The following is a 12,901-nucleotide window of genomic DNA, read 5'->3' on the forward strand; positions in this document are numbered from 1 at the left end:
ACTGACTCGTTCCTGGGGGACCTGTTCCTGAGCGATCCGTTGCCAGGGATGTTCCTGGGGGATCTCCCGGGGGGCCCTTCCAGGGGTGACCCCTTCCCGGGCGATTCGGTCTCCTGGCGACCGATGGTGCGAGCTACGACATTGGAAGCCACAGTCATCCTCCGCCTCCACGTGCGGCTGGTGGACGATTGATGCCCAGCCAGCCCTGTTCTGATGCTTGGCCCACGGGACTTGTCCACCTCGGTGGCAGATGTCGGTCGACCCGCCCAGGTGATAGGCGGGGACGTCGCGCCAGGCCGTGACACAGCAGTCGCTGCCGGCATCCCGGCGACCGGCCGCATCCGACGCCCGTCAGGCCACCTGCGGGGGATGTCAGTGGGTCGGCGGCAGACTGTCGGGCTGGGGCTGGGGCTGGAGTCGGGGGCGGGGGCGGGGGCGGTGCCTGGCGATGTCGGCGAAGGCCTCGTCCAGGATGTCCAGGCCCTCGAGGAGGAGGTCGTCGGGGATCACGAGTGGGGGCAGCAGGCGCAGCACGTTGCCCCAGGTGCCCGCGGTGAGCAGGACGAGCCCGCGGCGGTGGGCCTCTGCCGCGGCGGCCACCGTCACCATCCGGTCGGGCGCGGGCGCGGGCTGGTTGGGTGGCGTTCCCTCGGTCGGGTCGGCGACGAGTTCGAGGGCGAGCATGGCGCCGCGGCCGCGGACGTCCCCGATGAACGGGTAGCGGTCGCGTAGGGCGAGTAGGCGGGGCATCGCGATCCGCTCGATGCGGCGGGCGCGGGCGGTGAGGTCCCCGCGCTCGATGGTGGCGATCGCGCCGAGCGCGGCGGCGCAGGCGACCGGGTTGCCGCCGTAGGTCCCGCCGAGGCCGCCGACGTGGGGTGAGTCCATGATTTCCGCGCGTCCGGTGACCGCGGCGAGCGGCAGGCCGCCGGCGATGCCCTTCGCGGTGACGATCAGATCCGGAACGATGCCCTCGTGCTCGCAGGCGAACATGTCGCCGGTGCGGGCGAAGCCCGTCTGCACCTCGTCGGCGACGAACACGATCCCGGTCTGCGCGCAGAACTCGGCCAGTCGGGTCAGGAAGCCGGTGCCGGGGACGATGAAGCCGCCCTCGCCCTGGATCGGTTCGATGACGAGCGCGGCGACGTTCTCCGCGCCGATCTCCGTGGTGATCGTCTCCACCACCTGGGCCGCGGCCTGTTCGCCGCATGCGGCGGGGCCGCCCGGCCAGCGGTAGGGGTAGGCCATCGGCATCCGGTAGATCTCCGGGGCGAACGGCCCGAAGTGGTGCTTGTAGGGCATCGACTTCGCGGTCAGCGCCATCGTCAGGTTCGTCCGGCCGTGGTAGGCGTGCGCGAACGCCACGACGGCGGACCGTCCGGTGTGGGCCCGGGCGATTTTCACCGCGTTCTCGACCGCCTCGGCGCCCGAGTTGAACAGGGCGGACCGTTTCTCGTGCCGGCCCGGGGTGAGCCGGGCGAGCTCCTCGCACACGGTGACGTAGCCCTCGTAGGGCGTCACCATGAAACAGGTGTGGGTGAAGAGCCCGGCCTGCTCGCGCACGTTCTCCACGACAGCGTCGGCGGCGTTGCCGACGCTCACCACCGCGATGCCGGAACCGAAGTCGATCAGCGAGTTCCCGTCGACGTCCACCAGCACGCCGCCGCCGGCCGCCGCGATGTAGACGGGCAGGGTTTCGCCGACCCCGCGGGCCACCGCCTGGGACCGGCGTTTCGCCAGCTCCACCGAGCGCGGCCCGGGTATCGCGGTGACCAGCCGGCGGACCTGCGGCAGTCCGGGCCCGCCCCGCGGGGGCAGCTGAGCCTGGCCGGTCTCACTCATGATCTCTCCCGCCCCGATCCGTCGCTGTCCGCGGTTCGCCTGAGCGCTGGCCCCGACAACACACGCCCCGCTGGCGGGAGGCAAACCGGCGCGCCCGGCGACGCCCGTCCGACCGGTTCGCTCCGAGCCGCCGGGGCCACCGGACGGATACGGAACGCCTGGTTGTCTCAGCGTGGGGTTACGGCGCGTCGTCGGTGAGGTCCCGAATGAGTGGCGGTGTTCCCGTCGTGGACACTTGTTGTCCTGTGGGTTCGGGCAGGGCGGGGCATCCGCGCGTCCACGTCCGGTTCGGCCGCGCGAGGGCCGGGAGGGGTCACGATGATTCCGCTGATCACGCGGGACGGGCGCCGGGCCGGGAGGACGCCCGGGACGTCCACCGCCGTCGGTGAGGAGAAGGTGGTCCTGTGATCGACGACGGCCGTCCGGGGTGGTCCGGCGCGGGCGCCGGCCCCGTCACGAGCGCGAGTGCCGGTGTCAGCCCTGCCACAAGCGTCAGCATCGCCACGGACGCCAGCGGCACGAGTGCCAGCGCCGGTACGGGCATCGGGCCGCGGATCGTCGGTCCGCCGGCCCCGGCCACGGGTATCCGGGTCGCCGCCAGGGCTTCGGGCCCGGGTCCGGGCGGTGGCGGCTCCGGCGGGGGCTCGGGCGGTGGGGGCGGGGTGTCGGCGACGCGGTTCTGGGTGGCGGGTCAGCGGCGCTCGGCGGCGGAGGCGTTCGAGGTCCGCAGCCCGTTCGACGGGCGGCTGGTCGGCATGGTCGCCCGGCCGGATGACATCGACGTCGAGGACGCGCTGGTCGCAGCCGTCCGCGCGGCGCCCGTCTGCGCCGCGCTTCCCGCCCATGTCAGAGCCGGTGCGCTCAGCAGCGTGTCGCGCGCGATCGCCCGGCGCGGGGACGAGATCGCCAGCCTGATCACCAGCGAGTCCGGCAAGCCGCTCACCTGGGCGCGGGCCGAGGTGGCGCGGGCGTCCTCGACCTTCCGGTGGGGTGCCGAGGAGGCCAGGCGCTTCGCCGGCGACCTCGACCGGCTCGACACCGACCCGACCGGCGAGGGGCGGATCGCGCTGACCAGGCGGTTTCCGATCGGACCGGTGCTGGGCATCACGCCGTTCAACTTTCCGCTCAACCTGGTCGCGCACAAGGTGGCGCCCGCGATCGCTGCGGGCGCGCCGATCCTGGTGAAGCCCGCGCCGCGCACGCCGCTGTCCGCGTTGCTGCTCGGTGAGCTGCTCGCCGACACGGATCTGCCCGAGGGCGCCTGGTCGGTGCTGCCGGTCGCCGACGATCGGATGCCCGCCCTGGTCGCCGACCCACGGCTGCCGGTGGTGTCCTTCACCGGGTCGGGCCAGGTCGGCTGGGCGATCCGGGACGCCGTCCCGCGTAAGCACGTCGTGCTCGAACTGGGCGGGAACGCGGCGGTACTGATCGCTGCGGACTACTCCAGCCCCGCCGATCTGCGCCATGCCGCCCGCCGGATCGCGCTGTTCTCGAACTATCAGGCGGGCCAGTCCTGCGTGGCCGTGCAGCGGGTGTTCGTCGACCGCTCGCTGTTCGGCCGGGCCCGCAAGGAGATCGTGACGGCCGTCCTCGAGCTGCGTGGCGGGGATCCGGCCGACCCCGCCACCGATGTCGGCCCGCTGATCGACACCGCCGCGGCGGAGCGGGTCGCGGCCTGGGTGGCGGAGGCCGTCGCCCGCGGCGCGACTGTGCTGTGCGGGGGAACCCGGCAGGGGACGGCGTTCGCGCCCACCGTGCTCACCGGCGTCCCGCGGGACGCGGCGGTGGTACGCGAGGAGGTGTTCGGCCCCGTACTGGTACTCGAGCCGGTCGACGGCCTCGACGACGGCCTCGCCCGCGTCAACGACAGCTCCTACGGTCTGCAGGCCGGCGTGTTCACCCACGATCTCGCCACGGCCTTCCGGGCCCACCGCACCCTGGCCGTCGGCGGCGTGATCATCGGGGACGTCCCGTCGTACCGTGCCGACCAGATGCCCTACGGCGGGGTGAAGGGCTCCGGGCTCGGCCGGGAGGGCGTCAGCTCGGCGATGGCCGACCTCACCGTCGAACGGGTGATGGTGCTGGCCGGCGTCGAGCTCTGAGGCACCCGGCCGCCGAGGTACCCGGCCGCCGCGGAGCTCAGCCCAGGCCGACCTCGGCGCGGTCGGGGTCCCGGAGGTCCGTGCCGGCGTCCAGCCAGCGCTGGCGCATCGCCGTCGCGCCGTGCACGCGCTTGTAGGCGGCCTCGTTGGGGGTCATCGGGAACAGCGGCAGGAAGCGGACGGGCGCCGGCGCGCTCGCCGCGCGGGCGGCGTCCCCGGCCGCGAGCTCCAGGTCGGGAACCAGCCCGCCCGGCTCACCGATCAGGACGGCGGTGAACCGCGCACCGTCCCACAGCGGTTCGCCGAGATCGAGCCCGGCGCCGGCGATCATCGGACGTCCCTCGACGACCGGCACCGCGGCCAGCACGGCGAGCACCCGGGCCGTGCCCTCACGGTGCCCGCGCAGCGAGAGGACGAGCTCGGCCCGCGGGCCGGCCGGGTCACGCACGGTGGCCTCCGGCGGCGTCATCGGCTCGCGGGCCATCCCGAGGGTCACATAGCGGACGACGCCGTCGGGGTCGGGGCCGAAGCGGAGGATCTCGATCGGGTCGGTGCCGAGGAAGGTGACTCCGGCCCGCCCGGTGTCCGGGCCGAACCAGCCGGTCAGGTGGTGTTCGACGCGCCGCAGCACCTCGTCGGGTCCGACGTCCACCGGGCTGTCGTGCATCGGGCTGTCATTTACAGGATCGTCGTGCACCGGATCGTCGTCGTGGGTGGGATCGTCGGTTGCGCTCATAGCGGTCGATCGTAGGATCGCCACGCCGCGGCAGTTCGTTGTGACGGCGGATGGGAGGGCCCACATGGCACAGGTGCTAAGCAAGGGCGCGAACGCCCCGCTTCCGACGACGGATGTGCGGGTCGAGGTGTCTTCGTCCACCCCGCTCGACATCGCCGCGTTGCTGGTCACCCCGTCCGGCAAGGTGCGGGGGGACGCCGACTTCGTCTTCTTCAACCAGCCGGCCGGTCCGGGGGTGCGCCTCGCGCCGCCGTCGGCGCTGGAGTTCATGCTCACCGCGGTGCCGCCCGACATCGACAAGGTCGTGGTCACAGGCAGCCTGGACGGCGCCGGCCCGCCGACCTTCGCCGGCGTGCGCGGCCTGGCCGTGATCGTGCGGGACGCGCGCGGCCAGGAGGTCGTCCGGTTCGACCCGGCCGGGATGAGCAGCGAGACGGCCCTCGTGCTGGTCGAGCTGTACCGCCGTGCCGGGAGCTGGAAGGTGCGTGCCGTCGGCCAGGGCTACGCCTCCGGCCTGGCCGGGATCGCCACCGACTTCGGGATCACCGTCGACGACCCGGGCTCCGGGAACACCGCGGCGGCACCAGCGTCCGCGGGCCCCGGAGCCGGAACGGGGGCCCCGCCACCGTCGCAGTACGACGCCCCGACGCAGGTCGTCTCGCCCCCGCCCGGTCAGCAGTGGGGTCCGCCGCCTGGCGCGCCGCCGCAGGCTCCGCCGCCGCCGAACCCGCAGCAGTGGGGCCCGCCGCCGGGCCAGCAGTGGGGTCCCCCGCCGGGCCAGCAGTGGGGTCCGCCGCCCGGCGCGCCGCCGCAGGCTCCGCCGCCGCCGAACCCGCAGCAGTGGGGCCCGCCGCCGGGCCAGCAGTGGGGTCCGCCGCCCGCCGGCCCGCCCGGCCCGGGTGCTCCCGCCGGCGCGGTGCCCGGCCGGGTGAACCTGGACAAGGGCCGGGTCTCGCTGCGCAAGGGCCAGAGCGTGTCCCTGGTCAAGACCGGCGCCCCGCCGCTGGTCCGGGTCCGGATGGGTCTCGGCTGGGATCCCGCGCAGCAGGGCCGCTCCATCGACCTCGACGCGTCCTGCATCCTGTTCGACGACCGCGGGAAGGACGTCGACAAGGTCTGGTTCATGTCGAAGAAGGGGGCGCGTGGCGCTGTCCGCCACTCGGGGGACAACCTCACCGGCCAGGGCGAGGGCGATGACGAGACCATCTTCGTCGATCTCGGCGCGCTGCCGCAGAACGTCGTCAGCCTGATCTTCACGGTGAACAGCTTCCAGGGGCAGTCCTTCACCGACATCCGCAATGCCTTCTGCCGGCTCGTCGACGACCAGACCAACCAGGAGCTGGTGCGGTTCGACCTGTCCGAGTCGAAGCCGGCGACGGGACTGGTGATGTGCCGTCTCCAGCGGGAGCCGGGGGCGCCAACCTGGGTGATGACCGCGATCGGCGAGTTCCACGACGGGCGTACCGTGCGCGCGATGGTCGGGCCGTCCCGCCAGTACCTCTGAACCGGTGCTGCTGCCGGGCCCGGCAGCAGCACCGGCGAAGTGCCGGTGTGGTGCCAGGCCCGGTAGCGGCACGGTGTGATGCCGGTGTGGCGCCGCTGACTGTCCTCGCTGGTTGCGGCCGGCCGGCGCGCGGGTAGCCTCCGCCCGTGACCCCTCCGGCCCTTCCTGCTCCGCTGACCCTCCGCGCTGCCCCCGTCCCGGTTCCGCCGACCACCACCCGGGCCGTCCCGGCCGAGGCCGCCCGATGACCGCCCGGCCGGGGCCGGCCCGGGTGTACTGCCGTCGCCTCGCGGGGCTGCTGGTGCTCGACCCGAACGGCGACCAGGTCGGCCGGGTTCACGATGTGATCGTCACGCTGCGCCTGGGGCACGAGCCGCCGCGCGTGCTCGGGCTGGCCGTCGAGGTGCAGCGCCGGCCGATCTTCGTGCCGATCTCCCGGGTGACGGGCGTCGAGTCCGGGGCGGTGGTGCTGTCGTCCGCCCGGCTGAGCTGGCGCCGCTTCGCGCAGCGGCCGAACGAGACGCGCGTGCTCGCCGAGCTGCTCGACCGCCGGGTCACGCTCCTGCAGCCCCACGCCGACTCGACCGCCCGCGGCCAGGGTGCCGCGGGCGGCGGGGGAGCCCCGGCCGATTCCGGCGCCGCGAGCCCGCCCGGCCGTGAGGTGACCGTCGTCGACGCGGCGATCGAGCCCACCCGCACCGGCGACTGGGTCCTCGACCAGGTGGCGGTGCGGGTCGGCCGGGGCCGGCGTGGCGAGGTCCGCACCGTCGGCTGGGACGAGGTGACCGGCTTCTCGCTGCCGGAGGAGGGCCAGGGCGCGGCGAACCTGCTCGCCGCGTTCGAGAAGCTGCGGCCCGCAGACCTCGCCTCGCTGCTGCACGACCTGTCCCGCAAGCGCCGCGCCGAGGTCGCCGCCGCGCTCGACGACGAGCGGCTCGCGGACGTCCTCGAGGAGCTCCCCGAGGACGAGCAGGTCGAGCTGCTCGGTGGCCTCGCCGCCGAGCGCGCCGCGGACGTGCTCGAGGCGATGGGCCCCGACGACGCTGCCGACCTGCTGGGGGAGCTGCCCGCCGACGAGGCCGAGCGGTTGCTGCGCCTGATGGAACCCGAGGAGGCGGCACCCGTGCGCCGCCTGCTCGTCTACGCGGACGACACCGCGGGCGGCATGATGACCAGCGAACCGGTGGTGCTCGCCCCGAACGCGACCGTCGCCGAGGCGTTGGCCCGCGTCCGCGAGCCGGAGCTCTCGCCGGCGCTGGCCGCCCAGGTGTACGTCGTGCGCCCCCCCTACGAGACGCCGACGGGGCGGTACCTGGGCCTCGCGCACTTCCAGCGACTGCTGCGCGAGCCCCCGAGCACCCTGGTCGGCGGGGTGATCGACGTCGACATCACCCCGCTGCGGCCGGATACCCCACTGCCCGAGGTGACGCGCCACCTGGCCTCGTACAACCTGGTGGCGGCGCCCGTCCTCGACGACGCGGGACGGCTGGTGGGGGTGGTGACCGTGGACGACGTGCTGGACCACCTGCTGCCGTCCGACTGGCGGGAGAGCCAGCCCAACCTGGACGGCGAGGAGGAGATGCCGCCGGGGGCGATGAGCGCTCCGCCGGCCGGCGACCCGGAGCCGGGCGGGCGCGGTGAGGTGGGTACCGCTCCTGCGGCCACATGAGCGGGCTGCTGCGGCGTCGGGGGGAGCGGCTCGACCAGCCGCGGGCGTCGCGCCGGGCGCACATCCGGCCGAGCTACGAGCCGGACGCGTTCGGCCGCGCCGCCGAGCGGATCGCGCGGTTCCTGGGCACCGCGCGGTTTATCGCCGTGCAGACCGTCGTGGTCGTGCTGTGGCTGGTCTACAACTTCGCGGCGCCGCCGTCGCTGCGGTTCGACAACTACCCGTTCATCTTCCTGACGCTGGCGCTGTCGTTGCAGGCCGCGTACGCCGCGCCGCTGATCCTGCTGGCGCAGAACCGGCAGGACGACCGGGACCGCGCGAACCTCGCGCAGGACCGCGAGGCCTCGGTGCGCATCCAGGACGACACGGAGTACCTGGCCCGCGAGCTGGCCGCGATGCGGGTCTCCATCGGCGACCTCGCCACCCGGGACTTCCTCCGGGCCGAGCTGAAGATGCTGCTCGCGGACCTCGACGGCACCCGCGCCGACAGCGGCCGGCGGGACAGGCGGGACCGCCGGCGCCGCCGCGAGGACCTGGGCACCGTGCCGAACGGAGCGGTCGGGCCTGCCGGCGCCAACCACTCGAGCCCGCCAGCCCGACCGCCCGGCGGTGACCCGCCGCCCTGAAGCTAGGGGAGGTTGCCGCGGCAGAGGGTCAGCACGGCGACGGCGATCTCGACGCCGCGGGGGCCGAGGCCGTCCGCCCAGCTGGCGATGATCTCGTTCTCCCGTCCGTGCTGGATGCGTGGCCCGCCCTCCTCGGCGCGCAGCGCCTGGACCTGCCGGGACAGCTCCTTGCGGGCCGCCACGAGCGCCCGCAGCTTGGCGTCGATGTCGTCGATCAGCTGACGTCCCTCGTCGATGGAGGCGATCGTCAGCGGCGCGGACGGGCCGGTGCCGGGTTGGGGGATGGCGGCCTGGGCGTCGGCGGGTGCGGCGGCCGAGCTGGAAGCGGCGGAGCCGGAAGCGGCGTCGACGGCGTTCGTCACAGGTGGGCCCTTCGGTCGGGCCCGGCAGCCCGCGCCACGAGGGGCCCGGGTGTTGCCGGGCTGTGGTCTGGCGCGGAGCCGCGTGGGATCAGCGGCCGAGCGGGGACCGAACCCGGCCCCCGTAAAAGGGTCGCGGTGGAAGAAGGCCGACCAGGCCGAGACACGGCCGCGCGACCCCGGCCAGCCGCGCGACCCTCGCCAGCTGAGCCGTGCGCACGTGTGGCCCACCGCACTCCATGTGTCGAGCATGCCACCGCGGGGGCCGCGGAGTCCAGAACGGGCGGATGTGAGGCCAGGTGTGAGCCGGCGCGGTGAGATGATCGCCGAATGGACCAGATGGAGCTGGCCGAGATGCCCCGCCGCTTGTTCTCCTGCACCCCGTCACGTCTGGCGAGTTTCGAGGACTGCCCGCGCCGGTACCGGATGACCTACCTTGACCGGCCGGCGCCGCCGAAGGGGCCGCCGTGGGCGCACACCTCGGTCGGCGTCAGCGTGCACAACGCGCTGCACCGCTGGTGGGACGTCCCCCTGCCGGCGCGCACCCCCGAGCGGGCCGGGACGCTGCTGCGCACCAGCTGGGTCGAGGACGGCTTCCGTGACGGTGCGCAGTCCGCAGCCTGGCGGGAGCGGGCCGCGGGGATGGTCGAGGCCTACACCGCCGGTATCGACCCGGCTGCGGAGCCCCGGGCGGTGGAACGCCAGGTAGCCACCCGGACAGACATGCTGGCCTTCCATGGCCGGGTCGACCGCCTGGACGAGCGCGGCGGTGAGCTCGTTGTGGTCGACTACAAGACCGGGCGGCGGGCGCCGACGGACGATGACGCGCGCGGGTCCTCGGCCCTGGCCCTCTACGCCCTGGCCGCGGGGCGGATGCTGCGCCGGCCGTGCCGGCGGGTCGAGCTGCACCATCTCCCGACCGGAACGGTCGCCGTCGCCGAGCACACCGAGGAGTCGACGGCCCGGCACGTGCGGCGCGCCGAGTCCGTCGCGCGGGACGCGGCCGAGGCGACCGAACGGCTGCGCGCCGGCGCGGACGGGGACACCGCCTTCCCACCCAGCCCCGGGCCGCTGTGCTCCTGGTGTGACTTCCGGCGGCACTGCCCGCAGGGGCGGGCGGTCTCACCTGACCGGGAGCCCTGGGCGGCGTTGGCCGAGTAGAGCAGGCCGGAGGCTGGCAGTTTGCTGCAATCTTGGTGACTCGCCGTAGTCTCTGCATGCTGGCCCGGGGCTGTGGCTTCTAAGCTCTCCGACGGGGGTGGCGCGGCTGGGGCAGGGCTGTCGCCTGCGCTGACGGCCGTGCGTCCCATCCGCTCTGACCAGTTCGGGAGCCGTAATGGTGCCGCGCAAACTAGCCCTCTCCGAGCACGATCTCGCCACCGCCTCGTGGCGCTCCGCCCAGGCCGACGGCGGGGAGGCCAACCGGGTGGAGGTGGCGAGGATCCCCGGCGGCATGGCCATGCGGGACTCCGACCAGCCGGTCGGGCCCGTCCTGCTGTTCACCGACGACGAGTGGGACGCCTTCACCGCGGGGCTCACCGACGGCGAGTTCGATCTGACGTCCTGACACTGGGCCTGTCTGAACTCAGGGCCTGTCCTTTGAACAGCAGGAGGGACCGGCGCCAACCGGACAGATTGGTGCCGGTCCCTCCGACCGAATCCGGGATCACCGCGCGGCGATCCCGCGGGATGTCCGTGCGGTCAGTTCAGCGTTCCGGTGCGGACAGCGCTGACGAACGACGACCAGGACTGCTCGGAGAACTCCAGTGTTCCGCCGGCGCGGTCCTTGGAGTCGCGAACGTATGCTGAGCCGGTTCCGGGCGCCCATTCGACACAGTTGCCACGCGGCTGGCTGTAGCTGCTGGTCCGCCAATGGAGGGTCTCGACGTCGCCTGCAGCGATGCCGCCCGTGTAAGCCTTCACTCCTGTTTCACCTTCTCGACTATGCGCGTGATCATGGCGCCTGCCTCGTCAGGACCGAGAGCGCAGGCCCGCAGTTTCTCGAAGGCGACCTTATAGCGCTGAACCTCGTGCGCCTTTTCCAAGTACATCGCGCCGGCAAGTTCTTCGAGATAGACCACGGGTTGGTCTCGGGCGTCCGGGAACTCGAAGAGGGTGAACGGAAAGCCCTGGGCCTGGTAGCCGCCGGCTTCGAAGGGGATCACCTGGATGGTGACCCGGCCGCGGTCCGCCTCGGCCAGCAGGTGCTCCAACTGGCCGCGCAGCACGTCCGGCCCGCCGACCGGCCGGCGCAGCACCGCCTCGTCGAGGATCACCCGGACCTGCGGCCAGCCGCTCTGGCTCAGCCGCTTCTGGCGCTCCCGCTTGAATGCGACCGTCCGCTCGGCCTCGGACGGCGAGCCGTCACGGTCGAAGTCCATGGCCAGTGCCCGGGTGTACTCCTCGGTCTGCAGCAGGCCGGGGACGAGTGCCGACTCGTAGGTGAGGATGGCCTGCGCGTCCCCCTCGAGGCCGATCAGGGTCTCCAGCCACTCCGGCACCGCGTCGCCGAAGGACTGCCACCACCCCTGTTCCTTCGACTGGCGCACCAGGTCGAGCAGCGCCTGCCGCCGGGGCGTGTCCTGCAGCTTGTACAGGTCAAGCAGGTCGCGCACATCGCGAAGGCGAGCGGGTGTCCGCCCGGTCTCGACCCGGCTGATCTTCGAGGGCGAGCATTCGAGATGGCGCGCGGCGTCGTCCGCCGACAGGCCGGTCTGTTCCCGAAGTCGGCGGAGCTCGGCGCCGAGCCGCCGACGGCGCACTGTGGGGCTTCCCCCGCTGGTGTGCTCGGACATGGTGCCTCTCTGTCACTGTTTGCGTGGGTGCGGTGCGCGTCGTCGCCGCGCGCGGTTACCGTTCGCGGTCACTGCCCGCGTTGTGACCGCCTGTTCGCCGGACCGTTCGGCCGGCGGCGTGCGCGCGGGGGCGGGACGCCCGCTTTCGCGTCCGGGCCACTACGCGGCGCTTGTATTCTCTAAAATAGTTCGCGAAATATAACTTTTCGCATGGCAATGTAGCCTGAGCGTCATGATCTCAGCATAAGTGGACGGAGGACGGGAACAATGGATGCACAATCATCGTGAATGCATGTGCGGCGCTCGCGCCCCTGTCTGACACTAAGTGTCCGGTATCTTGCTTTGGGTGTCGGGCTCGCCGATGATCGTGGCGGGTGGCGAACCATCGGACGGGGTGATCGTGATGGTGGGTGATCCGAGCTCGCGCGCCGCGAGCCCGAACGGTCCGGCTCCGGCCGGAGCCGCGTTCGCGGGCGGCCACGGCGGCCCTGCCCGGGAGGAGATCCACGCTGGTGGGACCGCGGGAGGCGCTCACGCCGGCGTCGGTGGCACCGCCGCGGAGGCCAGTCGCTTCCAGGTCTTCGACGGCGACGGCCGGTTTGTCGGCGTCTTCGCGAGCTGGGAGGCCGCGCACGCCTGGAGTCACTGGCGCGCCGCCGAGCCGGTGACCAGGCTGCCCGTCCGCATCGAGGACCATCTCGACCGGCGCACCTGGACGGTGGAGCCGGGTCTGTGTCAACTCACCGTGTGGCGGCGGCACTCCGAGTTCCGCGTGTGCCCGCCGCCCGGCGCCCCCGCGCCCGACCCGGCGCGCCCGGGGGCGGCCGGGGCCGGCCCGCACTCCGGCCCCGACGGTTCCCCGCCCGGTCCGGCTGTCTCGCTCGGTCCGGCTTTCTCGTCCGGCTCGGCTTTCTTGTCCGGTCCGGCTTTCTTGTCCGGCTCGGCTTTCTCGTCCGGTCCGGCCGCGTCGCTCGGCTCGGCTGTCATGCCCGGCACAGCTATCGCGCTCGACCCGGCAATCCTGTCCGACCCGGCGTTCCCGCTCGGCGCGGCCTTCTTCCCCGCGGCGGCCGCGGCCGCCGCGGGGAGGGGGGTGGGGACCAGGGCGACGTCGCTTGTGTCGCCGTCCGTGCCGCCGCCCGTCGGCCAGGCCAGTTGGCCGGCGCAGGCAGCCGCGGCCTCAGCGCTGCGCGGCGTGGCCGAGGGCGCCGCGCGCTGAGGCCGCGCGCCATCATGTGTCCGTGGCCGAGGAGACGACAGACCAGCCG

12 protein-coding genes are annotated in these 12,901 nt (G+C 73.5%); 7 read left to right on the forward strand and 5 right to left on the reverse strand.

From position 1 onward, the window contains the following. Nucleotides 1-372: 372 nt before the first annotated feature. Nucleotides 373-1,842: a 4-aminobutyrate--2-oxoglutarate transaminase gene (gene gabT, locus FRANEAN1_RS04375; RefSeq protein ID WP_020458542.1), complete on the reverse strand. Its 1,470-nt coding sequence runs from the start codon at nucleotides 1,840-1,842 to the stop codon at nucleotides 373-375. A 662-nt stretch (nucleotides 1,843-2,504) separates the two neighbouring features. Here gabT and FRANEAN1_RS04380 point away from each other — a divergent pair. Beyond that, nucleotides 2,505-3,944 (forward strand): aldehyde dehydrogenase family protein, encoded by a 1,440-nt coding sequence (locus tag FRANEAN1_RS04380; RefSeq protein WP_041255479.1) that lies wholly within the window; start codon nucleotides 2,505-2,507, stop codon nucleotides 3,942-3,944. A gap of 37 nt (nucleotides 3,945-3,981) precedes the next feature. Here the strand turns inward: FRANEAN1_RS04380 and FRANEAN1_RS04385 are convergent, their stop codons facing one another. After that, nucleotides 3,982-4,680, reverse strand: a complete 699-nt coding sequence (locus FRANEAN1_RS04385) for a suppressor of fused domain protein (protein WP_041253682.1) — start codon at nucleotides 4,678-4,680, stop codon at nucleotides 3,982-3,984. Nucleotides 4,681-4,744: 64 nt separating this feature from the next. Between FRANEAN1_RS04385 and FRANEAN1_RS04390 the strand changes: the two genes are divergently transcribed. The 3 genes from FRANEAN1_RS04390 (at nucleotide 4,745) to FRANEAN1_RS04400 (ending at nucleotide 8,479) form a co-directional block, all read left to right on the forward strand. After that, complete coding sequence (locus FRANEAN1_RS04390) at nucleotides 4,745-6,184, forward strand: TerD family protein (protein WP_020458545.1); 1,440 nt, start codon at nucleotides 4,745-4,747, stop codon at nucleotides 6,182-6,184. A gap of 244 nt (nucleotides 6,185-6,428) precedes the next feature. Further along, the gene (locus FRANEAN1_RS04395) at nucleotides 6,429-7,853 is read left to right on the forward strand and encodes a CBS domain-containing protein (RefSeq protein ID WP_020458546.1); all 1,425 of its coding nucleotides are present in this window, start codon (nucleotides 6,429-6,431) and stop codon (nucleotides 7,851-7,853) included. Next, nucleotides 7,850-8,479: a DUF1003 domain-containing protein gene (locus FRANEAN1_RS04400; protein ID WP_020458547.1), complete on the forward strand. Its 630-nt coding sequence runs from the start codon at nucleotides 7,850-7,852 to the stop codon at nucleotides 8,477-8,479. The genes FRANEAN1_RS04395 and FRANEAN1_RS04400 overlap by 4 nt, the downstream gene beginning before the upstream one ends. A gap of 2 nt (nucleotides 8,480-8,481) precedes the next feature. Here the strand turns inward: FRANEAN1_RS04400 and FRANEAN1_RS04405 are convergent, their stop codons facing one another. Beyond that, nucleotides 8,482-8,841 (reverse strand): chorismate mutase, encoded by a 360-nt coding sequence (locus FRANEAN1_RS04405; RefSeq protein WP_020458548.1) that lies wholly within the window; start codon nucleotides 8,839-8,841, stop codon nucleotides 8,482-8,484. Between the two features lie 327 nt (nucleotides 8,842-9,168). Here FRANEAN1_RS04405 and FRANEAN1_RS04410 point away from each other — a divergent pair, with 327 nt between their 5' ends. Together FRANEAN1_RS04410 and FRANEAN1_RS04415 are read left to right on the forward strand one after the other, a co-directional pair. Beyond that, a complete protein-coding gene (locus FRANEAN1_RS04410) occupies nucleotides 9,169-9,999 on the forward strand; it encodes a PD-(D/E)XK nuclease family protein (RefSeq protein WP_020458549.1) in 831 nt (276 codons plus the stop codon). A 178-nt stretch (nucleotides 10,000-10,177) separates the two neighbouring features. Beyond that, the gene (locus FRANEAN1_RS04415) at nucleotides 10,178-10,405 is read left to right on the forward strand and encodes a DUF397 domain-containing protein (RefSeq protein WP_157473013.1); all 228 of its coding nucleotides are present in this window, start codon (nucleotides 10,178-10,180) and stop codon (nucleotides 10,403-10,405) included. 134 nt (nucleotides 10,406-10,539) lie between these two features. Here the strand turns inward: FRANEAN1_RS04415 and FRANEAN1_RS04420 are convergent, their stop codons facing one another. Next, complete coding sequence (locus FRANEAN1_RS04420; RefSeq protein ID WP_020458551.1) at nucleotides 10,540-10,761, reverse strand: DUF397 domain-containing protein; 222 nt, start codon at nucleotides 10,759-10,761, stop codon at nucleotides 10,540-10,542. Further along, entirely contained in the window at nucleotides 10,758-11,633 is an 876-nt protein-coding gene (locus FRANEAN1_RS04425) for a helix-turn-helix transcriptional regulator (protein ID WP_020458552.1), read from the reverse strand. Before FRANEAN1_RS04425 ends, FRANEAN1_RS04420 begins: the two co-directional genes overlap by 4 nt. Before the next feature lie 346 nt (nucleotides 11,634-11,979). On the opposite strand from FRANEAN1_RS04425, the gene FRANEAN1_RS36815 reads away from it, so the two are divergent. After that, nucleotides 11,980-12,852: a hypothetical protein gene (locus tag FRANEAN1_RS36815; RefSeq protein ID WP_198145456.1), complete on the forward strand. Its 873-nt coding sequence runs from the start codon at nucleotides 11,980-11,982 to the stop codon at nucleotides 12,850-12,852. Nucleotides 12,853-12,901: the final 49 nt, after the last annotated feature.

Origin of the sequence: Parafrankia sp. EAN1pec (genome assembly GCF_000018005.1) — a bacterium.
GTDB lineage: Bacteria > Actinomycetota > Actinomycetes > Frankiales > Frankiaceae > Parafrankia > Parafrankia soli.